The 17,436-nt window shown below is 47.4% G+C and carries 14 protein-coding genes and 1 other annotated feature; of the genes, 3 read left to right on the top strand and 11 right to left on the bottom strand.

Annotation, left to right across the window (positions count from 1 at the left end):
• Positions 1-12: 12 nt before the first annotated feature.
• From BR62_RS0103170 to BR62_RS0103130, 8 genes are all read right to left on the bottom strand, one after another.
• Positions 13-1,293 carry a M20/M25/M40 family metallo-hydrolase gene (locus tag BR62_RS0103170; RefSeq protein ID WP_032869635.1) on the bottom strand — a complete coding sequence of 427 codons (1,281 nt, stop codon included), beginning with the start codon at positions 1,291-1,293 and terminating at the stop codon, positions 13-15.
• Between the two features lie 168 nt (positions 1,294-1,461).
• Positions 1,462-2,754: a phosphopyruvate hydratase gene (eno, locus tag BR62_RS0103165; protein WP_007409956.1), complete on the bottom strand. Its 1,293-nt coding sequence runs from the start codon at positions 2,752-2,754 to the stop codon at positions 1,462-1,464.
• A 27-nt stretch (positions 2,755-2,781) separates the two neighbouring features.
• Positions 2,782-4,317, bottom strand: a complete 1,536-nt coding sequence (gene gpmI / locus BR62_RS0103160) for a 2,3-bisphosphoglycerate-independent phosphoglycerate mutase (protein WP_007409955.1) — start codon at positions 4,315-4,317, stop codon at positions 2,782-2,784.
• Positions 4,310-5,071: a triose-phosphate isomerase gene (tpiA, locus tag BR62_RS0103155; protein WP_003151618.1), complete on the bottom strand. Its 762-nt coding sequence runs from the start codon at positions 5,069-5,071 to the stop codon at positions 4,310-4,312. The genes gpmI and tpiA overlap by 8 nt, the downstream gene beginning before the upstream one ends.
• Positions 5,072-5,096: 25 nt before the next feature.
• On the bottom strand, positions 5,097-6,281 hold the full coding sequence (locus BR62_RS0103150) for a phosphoglycerate kinase (protein WP_016937889.1): 1,185 nt from the start codon (positions 6,279-6,281) through the stop codon (positions 5,097-5,099).
• Between the two features lie 321 nt (positions 6,282-6,602).
• Entirely contained in the window at positions 6,603-7,610 is a 1,008-nt protein-coding gene (gene gap / locus BR62_RS0103140; protein ID WP_003151611.1) for a type I glyceraldehyde-3-phosphate dehydrogenase, read from the bottom strand.
• Between the two features lie 33 nt (positions 7,611-7,643).
• Positions 7,644-8,678 carry a gapA transcriptional regulator CggR gene (gene cggR / locus BR62_RS0103135; RefSeq protein ID WP_003151607.1) on the bottom strand — a complete coding sequence of 345 codons (1,035 nt, stop codon included), beginning with the start codon at positions 8,676-8,678 and terminating at the stop codon, positions 7,644-7,646.
• A 264-nt stretch (positions 8,679-8,942) separates the two neighbouring features.
• Entirely contained in the window at positions 8,943-10,337 is a 1,395-nt protein-coding gene (locus tag BR62_RS0103130; protein ID WP_032867015.1) for an arabinose-proton symporter AraE, read from the bottom strand.
• Between the two features lie 256 nt (positions 10,338-10,593).
• Here BR62_RS0103130 and BR62_RS0103125 point away from each other — a divergent pair, with 256 nt between their 5' ends.
• On the top strand, positions 10,594-11,682 hold the full coding sequence (locus BR62_RS0103125) for an arabinose utilization transcriptional regulator AraR (RefSeq protein WP_007409953.1): 1,089 nt from the start codon (positions 10,594-10,596) through the stop codon (positions 11,680-11,682).
• A gap of 35 nt (positions 11,683-11,717) precedes the next feature.
• On the opposite strand, the gene BR62_RS0103120 is transcribed toward BR62_RS0103125, so the two are convergent.
• Positions 11,718-12,725 carry an LLM class flavin-dependent oxidoreductase gene (locus BR62_RS0103120; RefSeq protein ID WP_007613877.1) on the bottom strand — a complete coding sequence of 336 codons (1,008 nt, stop codon included), beginning with the start codon at positions 12,723-12,725 and terminating at the stop codon, positions 11,718-11,720.
• 275 nt (positions 12,726-13,000) lie between these two features.
• Between BR62_RS0103120 and BR62_RS0103115 the strand changes: the two genes are divergently transcribed.
• Positions 13,001-13,408 carry a hypothetical protein gene (locus BR62_RS0103115; RefSeq protein WP_003151600.1) on the top strand — a complete coding sequence of 136 codons (408 nt, stop codon included), beginning with the start codon at positions 13,001-13,003 and terminating at the stop codon, positions 13,406-13,408.
• Between the two features lie 33 nt (positions 13,409-13,441).
• On the opposite strand, the gene BR62_RS0103110 is transcribed toward BR62_RS0103115, so the two are convergent.
• A complete protein-coding gene (locus BR62_RS0103110) occupies positions 13,442-14,320 on the bottom strand; it encodes a LysR family transcriptional regulator (protein ID WP_007613879.1) in 879 nt (292 codons plus the stop codon).
• Positions 14,321-14,417: 97 nt separating this feature from the next.
• Here BR62_RS0103110 and BR62_RS0103105 point away from each other — a divergent pair, with 97 nt between their 5' ends.
• On the top strand, positions 14,418-15,335 hold the full coding sequence (locus BR62_RS0103105; RefSeq protein ID WP_003151595.1) for a DMT family transporter: 918 nt from the start codon (positions 14,418-14,420) through the stop codon (positions 15,333-15,335).
• 33 nt (positions 15,336-15,368) lie between these two features.
• Here BR62_RS0103105 and BR62_RS0103100 read toward each other — a convergent pair whose 3' ends face one another.
• A complete protein-coding gene (locus BR62_RS0103100; protein ID WP_007407366.1) occupies positions 15,369-16,709 on the bottom strand; it encodes an amino acid permease in 1,341 nt (446 codons plus the stop codon).
• Between the two features lie 61 nt (positions 16,710-16,770).
• Positions 16,771-17,010: a binding site (T-box leader), on the bottom strand.
• Positions 17,011-17,436: the final 426 nt, after the last annotated feature.

Raw genomic sequence — 17,436 nt, 5'->3', positions numbered from 1 at the left:
GAAGCCTGTTTTTTATTCTTTCACTGCCTCAGTTACAGCCGCGGAAACGAGTGCTCCCGCTTTCTCTAATCGTTCTTTGCTGATGTGTTTCATATTATCATTCTCAGTGTGATACCAGGGCCCCGGCTCCTGTGTATCGGGGCTGAGCCAAATCCAGTTAGCCGACGGAATCCCTGCTTCATAAAAAGAGACATGGTCTGAGTAACCGAGCTGAATCAGGTTTGGCTTGACCAACCGGGATTTTTCAGCGGCTTTTTCAGCATACCGGACGCTCGGGTTTTCCTTGCCGTCAGGAGTCGTGACACACATTTGACTCGCTTCTTCCCAGTCAGTCGCAATCATATCGGCATTAAAATTGGCTTGGCTGTGCTTTCTTTCATTGTTCGTGAGTGTACTGACGTAATAAGATGAACCCGCAGACCATAATTCTTCTGCACCGAACAGGATAAAGCGGATCTCTTTGTCTTTCGGTATGTGTTTGAGTTGCTTGCTGATTTCCAGAACGGCAGATGTGCCTGAGGCGTTATCATCCGCTCCGGGCGCGCCTTTTACGCTGTCATAATGCGCTGTGACATAAATAATATCAGCATCAGAAGAGTTGGCCTGTGCTGCTTTGCGCGTTCCTATAATATTTTGTGAGGTGCGGTTTTTATAGTTTTTAAATTGAATGACTGCCTTCTTTTCCTGCAGCAGTGCTTCACCGTCTTCTTTTTTCATACCCGCCGCCGGTATCGTGATTCCTTTATCGGTATGCGGACGGACGGCGAGCGGTTTTGTTGTCTGATTATAAATAATGACTGCTTTGGCTCCCGCTTGTTCGGCATGTTTGATCTTTTGAGAAACGGGGATCTTTCCTTCGCGTATCACTGCAATCTTTCCTTTGGCTCCTGTTACGTCATCGCGTGATCCGCAGCCGCCGTCAAAAATCCCTCCCTCAATTCTCAGCTCTTTTTCAACAGCGGATTGATCAGCGGAGCGGAGCGGAAATTCATGATCTCCCGCTGTGACTGAACCTGAAAAGTACTTTTTCAACGGAAATGACTGTACTTTGACACTGGCGCCCTGAGCCCGCAGACGATTCGATATGTATTCAGCCGCTTCCTTTTCTTTCGCAGTTCCGGTTTCCCGCGGTCCGATGGTTTCACTCAGATCATGCATCGTGTCCAATGCCTCATCAGCATCAAAAACCGGCGCGGTCACGGCTGAATAAGCATGAGTTTCGGACAGCGGCCCGGCAGACGCGCCCCATATGAGGCTTGCTGCCACCGCGGCTGACATAAATGAAAATTTCATCATAATCCCTCCTCTTATTAACACCTCTTCCCTTTCGATTGAAGAACACTGATTCCTTTAAAAAGGGGAAAAATGAATATTATTGACCAAATGAAGATGATGAAAAAGGAGGGAAAAGCCCGGGAGCATAAAAAAACGCCGGGAGAATATCTCCCGGCGTCCATTCCATTACTTATTCAAGTTATAGAAAGAGTTGATACCGTGGTATTGAGCAGTTTCAGCCAACTGATCTTCGATGCGAAGAAGCTGGTTGTATTTCGCAACACGGTCCGTACGGGACGGAGCACCTGTTTTGATTTGTCCTGCATTAGTTGCCACAGCGATGTCAGCGATTGTGCTGTCTTCAGTTTCACCTGAACGGTGAGAGATAACGGCAGTGTAGCCCGCGCGTTTCGCCATTTCAATCGCATCGAATGTTTCAGTCAATGTACCGATTTGGTTTACTTTGATCAGGATAGAGTTGCCTACGCCGTTTTTGATACCTTCAGCAAGCTTTTTCGTGTTTGTAACGAAAAGGTCGTCACCGACAAGCTGAACTTTTTTGCCAAGACGCTCTGTAAGAAGTTTGTGGCCTTCCCAGTCGTTCTCGTCAAGTCCGTCTTCGATAGAGATGATTGGGTATTTAGAAACCATTTCTTCGTACCAGTCAACCATTTCAGCAGATGTTTTCACAACGCCTTCGCCAGACAGATGGTATTTGCCGTCTTCTTTGTTGTAGAACTCAGAAGATGCAGCATCCATCGCAAGTTTCACTTCTTCGCCAGGTTTGAAGCCGGCTTTTTCGATTGCTTCAACGATTGTTTGAAGCGCTTCTTCGTTAGAACCAAGGTTCGGAGCGAATCCGCCTTCGTCACCTACAGCTGTGTTCATTCCTTTAGCAGAAAGAACTGATTTCAGGCTGTGGAAGATTTGAGCGCCCATGCGAAGCGCTTCACGGAAGTTAGGCGCGCCTACAGGCATGATCATGAATTCTTGAATGTCTACGTTGTTGTCAGCATGCTCTCCGCCGTTTACGATGTTCATCATCGGTACAGGAAGCGTTTTTGAGTTGAATCCTCCAAGGTATTGGTAAAGAGGAATCTGTAAGAAATCAGCAGCTGCGCGCGCACAAGCCATAGATACGCCAAGGATTGCGTTCGCACCGAGTTTGCCTTTGTTTTCAGTTCCGTCAAGCTCGATTAAAAGCTGATCGATTGCGTTTTGTTCAGTTACGTCAAAGCCGAGAAGCTCTGGAGAAATGATTTCGTTTACGTTGTTAACAGCAGTTAACACGCCTTTTCCAAGGTAACGGTCTTTGTCGCCGTCACGAAGCTCAACCGCTTCGTATTCACCTGTAGAAGCTCCGCTTGGCACTAATGCGCGGCCGAAAGCTCCTGTTTCTGTATATACTTCAACTTCAACTGTTGGGTTGCCGCGGGAGTCAAGGACTTCGCGTGCATAAACATCAACAATGTATGGCATGAGTTTGTCTCTCCTTTTGATTTACGCTTATTTTTGAATTAAAGATGTTCCGGTCATTTCTTTCGGTTTTTCAACACCGAGAAGGTCTAATAACGTTGGTGCGAGGTCGCCTAGGATTCCGCCTTCGCGCAGCGTCACACCTTCTTTCGTCACAATGACAGGGACTGGGTTTGTCGTATGGGCAGTGTGCGGTTCGCCTGTTTCTGTAATCAGAATGTCTGCATTACCGTGATCAGCGGTAATGATGGCATGTCCGCCTTTAGCGATGATGGCGTCAACCACTTCGCCTAAGCATTCATCCACTGCTTCAATTGCTTTAATCGTCGGTTCGACCATTCCGGAGTGGCCGACCATGTCAGGGTTTGCAAAATTCAGGATGATCGCGTCGTGCTTGTCAGCCGCGATTTCTTTTACAAGAGCATCCTTCACTTCATACGCGCTCATTTCAGGCTTCAAGTCATATGTCGCGACCTTCGGCGAGTTAATGAGGATGCGCTCTTCGCCCGGGAATTCTTCTTCGCGGCCGCCGCTCATAAAGAACGTAACGTGCGGATACTTTTCAGTTTCTGCAATGCGAAGCTGTTTTAACCCGTGCTGTGCCAATACTTCACCGACCGTATTGTCAAGGTTTACCGGTTTAAAAGCCACATATCCGTCAACAGATTCACTGAAGTGAGTCAGGCAGACGAAATACAGGTTTTTCGGATGATTTTCACCGCGGTCGAAATCGCGGAAATCTTTGTTGGTAAACGTGTTTGAAATCTGGATGGCGCGGTCTGGTCTGAAATTATAGAAAATCACAGAATCGCCGTCATGAATTTTCGCAACGGGTTCACCGTTTTCTTTTGTGATGACGGACGGAATGACGAATTCATCATGAATGCCGTTCGCATAAGAATCGTCGACTACATCCATCGCGCTGCGGTAAGACGGGCCTTCGCCGTAAGCCATTGCGCGGTACGCTTTTTCCACACGGTCCCAGCGTTTGTCGCGGTCCATGGAGTAGTAGCGTCCGGAAATGCTGGCGATTTCGCCGACACCGATTTCTTCGATCTGCTCATTCAGCTGCTGAATGTAAGTTTTCGCCGTTTGCGGACCTACATCGCGGCCGTCGAGGAAACCGTGAATATACACCTTCGTCAGTCCTTCACTTTTCGCAAGCTTCAGCAGCGCGAATAAATGATTGATATGACTGTGTACGCCTCCGTCAGAAAGAAGGCCGAACAGGTGCAGCGCTCTGTCGTTGTCTTTCGCATTTTTGATGGCGTCAAGGAACGTTTGATTGCGTTCGAATTCGCCTTCGCGGATGGCAACGTTCACGCGTGTTAAGCTTTGGTACACAATACGTCCTGCGCCGATATTCAAATGACCGACTTCAGAGTTCCCCATCTGTCCTTCAGGCAGTCCGACTGCTTCGCCTGATGCCGTCAGCGTCTGATGAGGGTATTGGTTCCAATAACGGTCGAAATTCGGTTTTTTCGCTTGTGCGACTGCGTTTCCGACTGTTTCATTGCGTAATCCGAACCCATCAAGAATGATGAGTGCAGCTGGTTTTTTACTCATATTGACCTTCCTCCAATAATTGAACGAATGACTGCGGTTCAAGGCTTGCGCCGCCGACCAAAGCACCGTCAATATCGGACTCTGCCATATATTCTTTAATATTTGCAGGTTTTACGCTGCCGCCGTATTGAATGCGGAGCTTGTCAGCAGTTTCCTGGCTGAAGCTTTCAGCAACGACTTTACGGATATGCGCGCAGACGTCGTTAGCATCTTTCGCTGTAGAAGATTTGCCTGTTCCGATTGCCCAGATTGGCTCGTACGCAATAACGGAAGCGGCAACTTGCTCTTCAGAAAGACCCGCAAGACCTTTTTTCACTTGATCGGCAACAAGATCATTTGTTTTTCCGGCTTCGCGCTCTTCAAGCGTTTCACCTACGCAAATGATCGGCACAATGCCGTGTTTGAAAGCGGCATGCGCTTTTTTGTTAACTGTTTCATCAGTTTCAGCGAACATTTCACGGCGCTCAGAGTGGCCGATGACGCAGTAATCCACGCCAAGGTCTTTCAGAGCGACCGGGCTGATTTCACCTGTGAACGCACCGTTTTCTTCAAAATGCATGTTTTGGGCGCCGACTTTCAGGTCAGTTCCTTTAACAGCAGAAGTCAGCTTTTCTAAGAAAAGAGCTGGTGCGCAAACAACGGCTTCCGCTTTGTCTGCTGCTGGAATGGAAGATTTCACTTCTTCAACGAAGCTGACAGCCTCGCCGAGTGTTTTGTTCATTTTCCAGTTACCGGCTATAATTGGTTTTCTCATCTGTTCCACTTCCTTATAGCAGTTTTTATTTATCGTTCAGCGCAGCTACACCTGGAAGCTCTTTGCCTTCCATGAATTCAAGGGATGCGCCGCCGCCTGTTGAGATATGGCTCATTTTGTCAGCAAGGCCGAATTTTTCAACGGCTGCCGCAGAGTCTCCTCCGCCGATGACAGAGTATGTATCATTAGCCTCTGCCAATGCTTCTGCAACCGCTTTTGTGCCTTGAGCGAACAAGTCGATTTCGAATACGCCCATCGGTCCGTTCCACACGACAAGTTTGCTGTTTTTGATAACGTCAGCATACGTTTCGCGTGTTTTCGTTCCGATGTCGATCGCTTCTAAATCACTTGGGATCTCAGAGATCGGCACGATTTGGACGTTTGCATCGTTAGAGAAATCATCAGCAACGAGAACGTCTTCCGGCATATAGAATTTAACGCCTTTTTCTTTCGCGCGGTCCATGAATGATTTTGCAAGTTCGATTTTATCTTCTTCAAGAAGAGATTTACCGACTTCATAACCAAGCGCTTTTACGAATGTGTAAGCAAGACCTCCGCCGATGATCAAGTTGTCCACTTTATCAAGCAGACTTTCGATTACGCCGATTTTGTCTTTTACTTTCGCGCCGCCGATGATTGCCGTAAACGGGCGCTCAGGATTTGTCACGGCTTTGCCGAGAACGTCAAGCTCTTTTTCCATCAGGAATCCTGCAACCGCCGGCAGATGCTCGGCAATTCCGGCTGTAGATGCGTGAGCACGGTGGGCAGCACCGAATGCGTCATTGACATATACATCCGCAAGCTCAGCAAATGCTTTAGCAAGCTCAGGATCGTTTTTCTCTTCACCAGGGTAGAAACGTACGTTTTCCAATACAAGAACGTCTCCGTCCTTCATATCAGAAATTTGTGCTTTTACAGCATCGCCGTAAGCTTCATCCGCTTTTTTCACTTCTTTGCCGAGCAGTTCGCCTAAGCGTGCAGCGACAGGAGTTAAACGAAGCTCCTCAACCACTTCGCCTTTCGGGCGGCCTAAGTGGCTCGCAAGAAGGACTTTCGCGCCTTGGTCTGCAAGGTGTTTGATTGTTGGAAGCGCAGCGCGGATACGAGTATCGTCTGTTACTTCCCCGTCTTTCATTGGAACGTTAAAGTCAACGCGGCAGAATACGACTTTGCCTTTTACGTCGATGTCTTTTACTGTTTTTTTATTCATGCCTTAGGAGATCCTCCTTCAAAATGGTTTGCATAGCACGAAAAACGTGAAACGTGAAACCGCCTCATGATGCTTCCGCCGCGGGGCAGATTGCAGCTTCCGGGCACGGGGCAGATCGTCTTCTGAGCCAGGGCAGGCGGCTCAGAAGACGAAAGTGCCGCGGAAACTTCAAAACGCGGACGTTCTGCAGCAATCCGGCGCTTTCTGAAAGCCGGTTCTCATGGAAAAAGGGAAAGGGAGTCCGTCCCCTTCCCTTGTCCGCTTTCATTATAGCGTTTCTGTCCGAAAGAACCAAGTCCGGCCCTTTCCGGGAGCTATGAATTAAAGACCTTGTTTTGCGATGTAAGCTGCAAGGTCAACAACGCGGTTAGAGTAGCCGCTTTCGTTATCGTACCAAGAGATTACTTTTACCATGCTGCCTTCCATAACCATTGTAGAAAGAGCATCGATTGTAGAAGAGTTAGCATTGCCGTTGTAGTCTCCGGATACTAATGGCTCTTCGCTGTAGCCAAGGATTCCTTTAAGATCGCCTTCAGCCGCTTCTTTAAGAGCTGCGTTTACGTCTTCAGCCGTTACGTCTTTGTTAAGTTCAGCAACTAGGTCAACAAGAGAAACGTTTGGAGTCGGCACACGCATAGCTCCGCCGTTCAGTTTGCCTTTCAGTTCAGGAAGAACAAGGGAAACTGCTTTAGCAGCACCAGTTGATGTAGGAATGATGTTTTCAGCTGCTGCACGCGCACGACGGTAGTCTTTGTGCGGAAGATCAAGAATTTGCTGATCATTTGTGTAAGAGTGAACAGTTGTCATCATACCGCGTTTGATGCCGAATTTGTCGTTAAGTACTTTTGCAAACGGCGCAAGGCAGTTTGTTGTGCAAGATGCGTTAGAGATAACATGGTGGTTAGCCGCATCGTATTTGTCTTCGTTAACACCCATAACGATTGTGATATCTTCTTCGTTAGCAGGTGCAGAGATGATAACTTTTTTCGCGCCTGCTTCTAAGTGTTTCGCAGCGTCTGCGCGTTTTGTGAAGAAACCAGTAGATTCAACTACGATTTCAACGCCTTGTTTGCCCCAGCTGAGTTTCGCAGGATCGCGCTCAGCAGAAACTTCGATTGTTTTGCCGTTAACAACAAGGTTGCTGCCGTCAACTTTAACTTCTGCATCTAATTTTCCGTGTACGGAATCATATTGTAAAAGATGAGCAAGCATGTTAGCGTCTGTTAAATCGTTAACCGCTACTACCTCAACTTCAGGATTGTTTAATGCTGCGCGGAATACGTTACGTCCAATACGACCAAAACCGTTAATACCGACTTTTACTGCCATGATTATTTCCTCCTTTAAATAAGTGAGAGATATTTATATTGAGGGACTGTTATCCCTTAATAACTTCTTTGCGGCTCCTTCGTCCGTGACGAGAACCGTGTTTCGCTGCTTTTTAAAATAAGCTTCGATTGCTTCTGCTTTTGATGATCCGCCCGCTACCGCGATAATGTCGGGAATGGCATCGAGGTCATCAAGCTGCATTCCGACTGAATGCACCTTGTGAACGACTTCTCCGTCCGCATTAAAGTAGTAGCCGAATGCCTCTGTCACCGCATGATTGTCATCTATTTTCTTCAAATCTTCCAAAGGCGTGTTTCTTCGCTCCGCCATTGTTCTAGCTTCGCCGATTCCGTGAACGAGCATACTCGCTGATTTAATCGTGTGAAGCACCTCTTTTACGGAAGGTTCTTCAATAATAGATGAGTAGGCGCCTTGTGACAGCTGTCCGGGAACGAACAAAAGCCGATAAGTGCCTGAAGCCTTTTCCGCCATATGCGCGCATATGGTGTTCGCCTGGTTTTTCACATCTTCGCCTAAACCGCCTCTTGCGGGCACAAACAGGAGCTCGCGGTTTTTTGAATCCGGCGTCATCATATCGGCGACGGCTTCAATTGTCGTACCGCCGGTTACAGCGACGATATTTTTGCCTGAAAATCTCTTTTTCATACATGCAACGGCCGCTCTCCCTAATTCTTTTTTGACCCAAGGAGATTGGTCGCTGTCTCCGGAAACGATAATGGCGTCTTTCAGATTAAGCCGCTCTTTTAATGTCTTTTCCAGAAGCGTCAATCCTAAAACATCCTTCATCGTATCTTCCAGAATCGAAAGCAGTGAATAGCCCTCTTCCGTCATTGTCATGCCGTTTGTTTTAATATCGATGAGATTCTGTTCTTTCAAAAACTGAACCTCGCTTCTGAGAACGCGCTCGGTCAATCCGAGACTGGCAGCAAGACTTCTGCGGCCGATCGGTTCGGTAAGCCTGATATACTGCAAGATTTCAAATCTTTTCTGCATCACAAGCAAAAGATCAGGCAATAATTTTTTTTGAGCTTGTATTAACTGGTTCATGACTCAAACGTTCCTTCCTATTCATACTGGACAGAAAATGTCCCGCTATGACAAAAAACGTCCCATCATAGCCAAAAAAAATTATGTCTGCTTTCTTTAATTATTTTAACAGGATGACATTGTTAATTCAACTGTTAAAGGTCAATTCCTCGACATTCTTCGCAGGATTTTCCAGTATCTCCTTGATACAGTCATTATATACAGAAACGGAATGAAGGTGACAGACAAAAGCCCGCCGGAGCGGACTTTTGTCGTAAAACGCTTTCATTTTATCCAGAGTTTTTCTATTTCTTCTAATGATTTATTTTTCGTCTCAGGGCAGATCGTCACGACAAACAAGAAACAGAGAATATTAATGACGGCGAATATCCAGAAGGTGTACGCGAGCCCTAACCCGCTGATCATCATCGGCACGAACTGGCCGATCGCCCAGTTCGCCCCCCACAGGAATATCGTCGCGATACCGGCGGCGCGTGCGCGGAGGTGGTTCGGAAAGATTTCTGAAATCATGATCCACGTAATCGGCCCGACTGAAACGCAGAAAGCGGCGACGAATCCCAATATAATGACGACTAAAGCCGGCCCGCTTGCAAGCTGAAAATAAAAGGATGCCCCGATTAAGATCATGAACAGCGCCATAAAGGCAGATCCGACCCCCATCAGCTTTTTCCGGCCTACCTTATCGACTAAAAGAACCGCGATAATGGTGAAAATCACTTCGACGACACCGACGATGCATGTCGTGATAAACCCCGCATTCTGTCCGAAGCCCATCATTTTGAAAATTTCCGGCCCGTAATACGTAATTGCGTTCATGCCGATGACCTGATTGAATAAAGCCAGCAGAATCCCGATCACAAGCGCTTTTCTCAGCCCCGGCTTAAACAGCTGAGACAATGAACCCATTTTTTCTAATTGTAAAGACGTTTCGATTTGTTTGATTTCTTCTTTCGCGGTCTGCTCGCCGTTAATGCGCGTCAGCACGGCGAGGGCTTCATTCTGGCGCCCTGCTTTCGCAAGCCAGCGCGGACTTTCCGGCACGATAAGCAGCACGATAAAAAAGATGACGGACGGAATCATGCCGTAAGCGAGCATCCACCGCCAGCCGGTGTGCACTCCCCATTCATACGAGCCGGACTGCTGGACGGCGAGGTTAATAAAATAAGTGCCGGATATCCCTAATATCGTAAACAGCTGATACAGTGAAGACAGACTGCCGCGTATGGCCGGCGGAGCGGCTTCGGTAATATACGTGACAGAAAGCGAGGAGCCCATGCCGATTCCCAGACCGCCGATGACTCTGGCGATCACTAAGGAAGACACACTTTGAGAAAGCGCAGAGACAACCGCTGACACCGCAAACAACAGCGCCGCTGCCATCAAAATCTTTCTCCGTCCGAAACGGTCACTCAAAAATCCGGAAATCCCGACGCCGAAAACACCGCCGATCATAATGCTTGAAATCACGAGCCCTTCCATAAAAGGACTTAAGCGGTACAAATCTTTCAGGAAACCGATAGCGCCGGAAATCACCGCCGTGTCATAACCGTACAAAAGCCCTCCCAGTCCGGCCGCGCATGAGATGAGAATGACAAACCACTTGGAATGCTGCCGAGTGACAGGTACATTTGAGCCAATTGGTGCCGGGTGATTCTTCATGAATTTTACCCTCCCGCGAATAATAGAATAAAAACGCTTACAAATCTGAGTGCGGCGCTTGATGTTGCTTTGTTTTCTTCAGAACCGCCACATTTGTACGTACTTATAAAGAATTTTATCTAAAAATAAGGGAAATTAGTACGTACAAATAAAGAATAAGCAGTTTTTCATAATCTGTCAATTATTTTTACAGCTTGATGAAAGGGCTTACTATGTTATACTGGAATTTGTCCGTATACATTTTGGAGGAATTGATATGCTACCGAAATATGCTCAAGTAAAAGAAGAAATTTGTTCATGGCTGAATCAAGGAAAAATACAGCCGGACGAAAAGCTGCCTACGGAAAATGAGCTGATGCAGCAGTTCGGCGTCAGCCGCCATACCATCAGAAAGGCGATCGGAGATTTGGTCTCGCAGGGGCTGCTGTACAGCGTTCAGGGCGGAGGCACCTTTGTCGCTTCACGCACGGCGAAATCAGCCATGCATTCAAACAAAACGATCGGCGTCATTACAACGTACATATCAGACTATATTTTTCCGAGCATCATCAGGGGAATCGAATCTTATTTAAGCGAACAGGGCTATTCCATGCTGCTGACGAGCACCAACAACAATACAGAAAGTGAACGGCGCGGTCTTGAAAACCTGCTGTCCAAAAATATAGACGGGCTGATTGTCGAGCCTACGAAAAGCGCGCTGCAGACGCCCAACATCGGCTACTATCTCAATCTGGAGAAAAACGGCATTCCGTTTGCCATGATTAACGCCTCTTATGCGGAGCTGGCCGCACCAAGCTTTTCCGTCAATGATGTCAAAGGCGGCATGATGGCTTGCGAATACGTCATGTCCCTCGGCCACACGCACATTATGGGAATCTTTAAAGCGGATGACACGCAGGGCGTCAAACGGATGAACGGCTATCTGCAGGCGCATCGGGAGCGCGGGATTTTCCCGTCTCCGGACATGATCGTCACTTACACGACTGAAGAAAAAGAAACCGTGCTTCTCCAAAAAATTAAGCATACCCTTGAGCAAAACAGCGGATCACACCCGACGGCCATTCTTTGCTACAATGACGAAATTGCGCTGAAGACGATTAATCTTCTCAGGGAATTCGGGTTAAAGGTACCTGATGACGTATCGGTCATGGGCTATGACGATTCACATTTCGCCCAGATTTCCGAGGTGAAGCTCACCTCTGTCAAGCATCCGAAATCCATTATGGGGAAAGCGGCGGCAAAATACGTCATCGACTGCTTAGAACATAAAAAACCGAAGAAGGACGACGTCGTGTATGAACCGGAACTCGTCATCCGGAATTCAGTCAAGCGGATCGGCGAATAAAAAAAGCAATGTGCGCGGCACATTGCTTTTTTTGCTCAGCTGTTTTTTAATTCGGCAATGATTTCAAATGATCTCATTCTGTCGGCATGCTCAAAGCTTTCTGAATTCACCATGATTTCATCCGCCTGTGTTGTCCGGATGAAGCTTTCCAGCTTTTCCTTCACACGCTCCGGTCCGCCGACGATCGTTGAACTGAGCTGTTCATTGACCATCGCTTTTTCATACGGCGACCAGATTTGATCCATGTCTTCAACAGGAGGCTTCAGCTGGTTCGGCGTGCCGCGGACGAGGTCTAAAAATCTTTGATAATGCGATGTTGCCAGATGCTCCGCCTTTTCATCCGTATCGGCGGCAATGACGGTGACGCCGACCATCGCGTACGGTTGATCCAGTACGTCTGACGGACGGAAGGAGCTGCGGTACAGCTCGAGGGCGGGCACGGTGTTTTTCGGTGAAAAGTGAGCCGCAAAGGCGAACGGAAGCCCGAGCTCTCCCGCAAGACGCGCGCTGAATCCGCTTGAGCCCAGAAGCCAGATCGGCACGTCCAGCCCTTCGCCCGGAATGGCGCGGACTTGATTGCGCACATTGCCGGACGGTTTGAAGTAATTTCTCAATTCTTCAAGCTGCTCCGGAAAATCTTCCCCGCTGTTTATGTTTCTTCGTAAGGCTCTGGCCGTTAATTGGTCGGTCCCCGGCGCGCGTCCGAGCCCCAGGTCAATCCGCCCCGGATATAACGTTTCAAGGGTTCCGAATTGCTCCGCGATCACAAGTGAAGAATGATTCGGCAGCATAATACCCCCAGAACCGACGCGGATTTTTTTCGTGCCGCCGGCGATGTGGCCGATCAGCACCGCCGTTGCCGAGCTGGCAACTCCTTCTATATTATGATGCTCCGCAAGCCAATAGCGGTTATAGCCCCACTCCTCGGCGCGGCGCGCTAAATCCATGCTGTTGCGGAACGATTCAGCAACCGTTCCCCCCTGTACGACCGGCGATAAATTCAATACGGAAAACGCAGTATCTTTCAATGTATGTTCAGCCATCGTTTTCTCCTTTATGGTTTAGTGTAAGCAGATCTTAAACAAGGTCTCTACCACACACCTTACCACAGCTTTTCCCGTGAGTTAAACAATTTGATTCGATGATATTCGAACAATCAGTCAGCGGTCGTCACTAGTGAACTCTGTATGAATGAATCTATTACATTCAGATATGATGAGCTTTTCATCCTATAAAAGTGAAAATCTATCGTTGAAAGAACAAACCCAATAATGTTAAGATATGTATGATATTGAATAGGAAGGAAGTCATTGTCTATATGCGTAAAAAAATCTTAATGGCACTCACAACAGCTTTACTGGCAGCAATCTTCTTTACAGGAAACACCGATAAGGCATATGCCGCAGACTTTTACTCCGGCACTCAGCAGCATTTAAATGTAAGCGGATTTACCGATGCCTCCTACTACACGAAAAAAGCGAAAAGTGTCGATTTTACTCTCAGTACAGCGTATCCGTCAGATCGAACTTTTAAAGGAAACCTATACTTACAGCGAAAGTCCGGAAAGAAATGGACGACTTGTAAAAAAACAACCTTTTCTTTCTCAGTAAGGGTGACTAAGTCATTCTCTTTAAAAGGATGCAAGACAGGTTATTATCGTGTCAAAGCCACGTTCAGCGGTTCAAAACTTGTCAATACGACAAACTCTTTTAAAATTAACCGATAAGATTCAGGGCCCTATGATTATTAGGGTCTTTTTTTATTCGTTCTTTGTGAGTTCCTGCGCGATTTGAATAAAAAGTTTTGCCGCCAATGAAGCCTCCTTTATAGAAGGAACGGCAAGCAGAACATCTCGGTACACCGCCTGATTGAGTTCTCTTGTCACGACATTTTCCGGCAGCGATATTCCCGACATAGACATTTGTGATAATATCGCAATTCCCAGCCCCTCTTTGATCATGCTGATGGACGTATTGACGTTGTAAACAGTGAATGCGGCAGTCAGCACAGATCCTGCCTCCTTAAACATATCAATAAACGGTGATTCGTATCCTCCGTCACAGATGATCATCGGCTGGCGGTCAAGATCTTTCAGAGTGATTGACTCACAGCTGCAAAGCGGATGATCATTTCTAAGCACGACGGCCATTTTATCTTTTTTCAGCGGCAGATATTCCATGTCTTCCGTAGGAAAAAGAGTGATACCCACATCTATTACCCGGGAGCGGAGCCATTCCTTTACTTCGTTAACCGTTCCTTCATGAAGCACCAACTCAAGCTTCGGATACCGTTTTTTAAACACGCTGATCAGCTTTGGAATGAAATAAGCGGAAGCGGCCGGAAATGTGCCGATGTGAATCGTTCCCTGTTCAAGCCCTCTTTCCGCGGCCGCCAGCTGCTCGGCTTTTTCTATCCCTTTGAGCACCTCTCTGATATGGACGAGAATTTTTCCGCCCGTGTCCGTGAGCCTTACGCCGTTGCGGCGCTCGCGGACGATCAGCTTGATGCCGAGCTCTGACTCAAGCGCAGAGATGGCATGGCTGACGGCGGGCTGCGTCATATTCAGCGCCTGCCCCGCTTTTGTAAAGCTTCCCGTTTCAGCGATTTGAACAAAAACCCGCAGTTGTGTAATCGTCATAACGTTTTACTTATGCTCCTTATAAAAAAGATTCATTTTATTTATCTTACTGATTACCGTATCATATGATGGAATTGTTCTACAAGGAGTGAACGACGTGAAACAGCTTTCGAAAATACAGACGGCTCTTATGCTGGCGTTTCTAGTCACGGTGTGGGGAATTAACTGGCCGCTGACAAAGGCCGCGCTTGCCTATTCGCCGCCTCTTCTGTTTGCCGGAATCCGCACGCTGATCGGCGGACTTCTATTATTAATGGTGGCGCTGCCCCGTTTTAAAAAGCTGCGTTTTAAAGAAACGTGGCCGATCTATCTTATTTCTGCCATTTTAAATATTACTTTATTTTACGGCCTGCAAACGGTCGGCTTGAATTACCTGCCTGCCGGCTTATTTTCAGCCATCGTGTTTTTCCAGCCGGTTTTAATGGGCGTTTTTTCTTGGCTGTGGCTCGGGGAATCGATGTATCCTTTAAAAATAGCCGGTCTTATTCTGGGCTTTGCCGGTGTCGCCGTCATCAGCGCAGCCGGTTTCGGAGGCCATATTTCCATCGCCGGCATTCTTTTGGCCTTAGGCTCCGCGGTCAGCTGGGCGCTCGGCACGGTATATGTGAAAAGAACGGGCGGACGCGCGGACTCTATCTGGATGGTCGCTCTTCAGCTTCTGATCGGCGGCGTGCTGCTTGTCAGCTCCGGCCATTTTTCAGAAAGCTTTTCAGCGATTCAATGGAAAGCTCCGTTCATTCTCAGCCTTCTGTTCATTTCAGTTTTTGTTATCGCGCTCGGCTGGCTCGCCTTTTTTACGCTTGTCGGTTCAGGGGAAGCAAGCAAGGTTGCCTCTTACACCTTCCTGATCCCGCTCATATCCATTGTCGTCAGCTCGATATTCCTGCATGAGCCGCTGACCGTCAGCCTTTTAGCCGGACTGCTTCTGATCGTCACAAGCATTTGTTTTGTGAATATAACACCAAAGAAACTGAAAACACCTGCTCTGGCCGCAGAAAAAAAGGCCGTTCATTAAAAAAACTCTTGCCGCGGGGCAAGAGTTTTTTATTTATTGACGTCTCCCTTTCACGAGATACGCAGCCGTAATGAGGAGATAGATGGCCGCAGTGATGCATGTGATGACGATGGATGTCGTCGCAATTACGCCGATCAGAATGGCCAAAAGCGCAAGCACCGCAAACCATGTCGTGTACGGGAACCATTTGACGTAATAAGCCGGCTGTTCTGTTGAATGTTTTCTTGATTTCAAATGGGCGAATCCGATAATCAGCCAGATGAACAGCACGGTATAGCCGAGGGAACCCATCAAATAGTTAAACGTCTGGCTTCCTGCGAATAATGAAATCAGAACGCCTACATATAAAAATGACGTACAAGTCAGAATCGCATAGACGGGAACCTTTTTCTTCGATAGTTTTGAAAAGATTTTCGGCAGCCGGCCGTCAGAAGCCTGCGTAAACAAGACGCGGGATGATCCGTACAGTCCCGAGTTCATAGACGAGATAATCGCAAGAAGAATGACGGCATTCATAATATGGTCGGCACCCGGAATTCCGATCATCTTAAATACTATGACAAACGGGCTTTCCGGAACGCTGTTGACTTGATTCCAAGGAATCAGGCTGACGATGATGAAAAACGGCAGCAAGTAAAAAGCGACAATCCGCGTTAACGTACTTCGGACAGCTTTCGGGATCACCTTTTCGGGGTTTTTTGTCTCCGCCAGCGTGACGCCGATGATTTCCGTTCCTCCGTATGAGTAGATCACGACGAGCATCGCCGTAATGACGCCCCCCGCTCCATGCGGGAAAAACCCTCCGTGATCCGTTAAATGAGACAGCCCCGGCGCCGTGTGATTGCCGAATGAGAAAAATAAAAGCAGAATCCCGCATAAAATAAAGATGACAATCACTGTAATTTTAATGAGCGCGAGCCAGTACTCCGTCTCGGCAAACAGTTTCACAGAAAGCATGTTTACGACCGTCACCACAATGGAAATGATCAAAGCCAATATCCATATCGGACATTCCGGCAGCCAATATTGAATGAAAATGGCGGCTACGACCGCCTCAGCGGCAATATTGAGCACCCACATTTTCCAATAGATCCAGTCTAAAAAGTATGCAGCGTACGACCCGAGAGACTGCTGAACCAAATCACGGAACGTCCTTGCATGTTTGTTTCTGACTGCCATTTCGGCCAGCCCCTGCATAATAAACAGCAGAATGATTCCGCCGAGGAGGTAGGCCAGCAGCACGGACGGCCCCGCTTCATCAATCGCCGTGCTGCTGCCTTTAAAGAGCCCGGCCCCAATTGCGCCTCCAAGCGCCATCATCATAATGTGTCTGGACGACATCGTCCGTTTTAACGTTTGCTTGTCCTTTTCCATCTATCACACGCCCTCTCGCAAAAAGTGTTCATCACATAAAAAAGCACGCCGCCTCTTTGGGAAAAGAGACGGCGTGCCTCAGGCAGCCGCGGTACCACTCTTGTTGATCCCGAATATCCGGAATCCAGCTTAAAAACCTTTTAACGAAGGTCAGCCGTTAGGACATAGGGAATATTCCGATAATTCCGTTCCGCCCTGCCACTTCCGGGCGAGTTCAAAGAACAATCAGTCCGCGTTGCACCAACCCGCGGCTCTCTTTTTCTGACTGGATTCTTTTACTGCTCCCGTTCACAGTGTTTTATGTTAAATGAATCTCTTGAGTTTTTATTTTCTGAATATAGTAACATAATATACAGTCTTCTATTTTCAAAGTCAATACTAATTTTTGCCGCTGGTTTTCTTATCACCTATATAAGACATTTTGACTGAACATGTTTAAATTCATATGCGGGGTGAGCCGGCCCCTAATATAGCGTAATCAGCACTTTATATATATTGTTCAAACAGAAATTCCGACGAAAGGTTTTCCACGATATATGGACTGAGCGGCAAAAAGTTAGCAGAAATATGAAAGGTTTTACTCTTATGCTGGTATCCCAGCTTAGCAACTGTACACATTTCATTTCTAATCGTTCAACTCCAATGACTCCACAAGGTTCTATACCCCGAATTCATATTCCATTTATTAAAGCTATTGACATGAAACCAATTCCACAAATTAAACTCG

Source organism: Bacillus sp. UNC69MF (genome assembly GCF_000746035.1).
GTDB lineage: Bacteria > Bacillota > Bacilli > Bacillales > Bacillaceae > Bacillus > Bacillus velezensis.
This window is presented reverse-complemented; position numbering and strand designations above follow the sequence as displayed.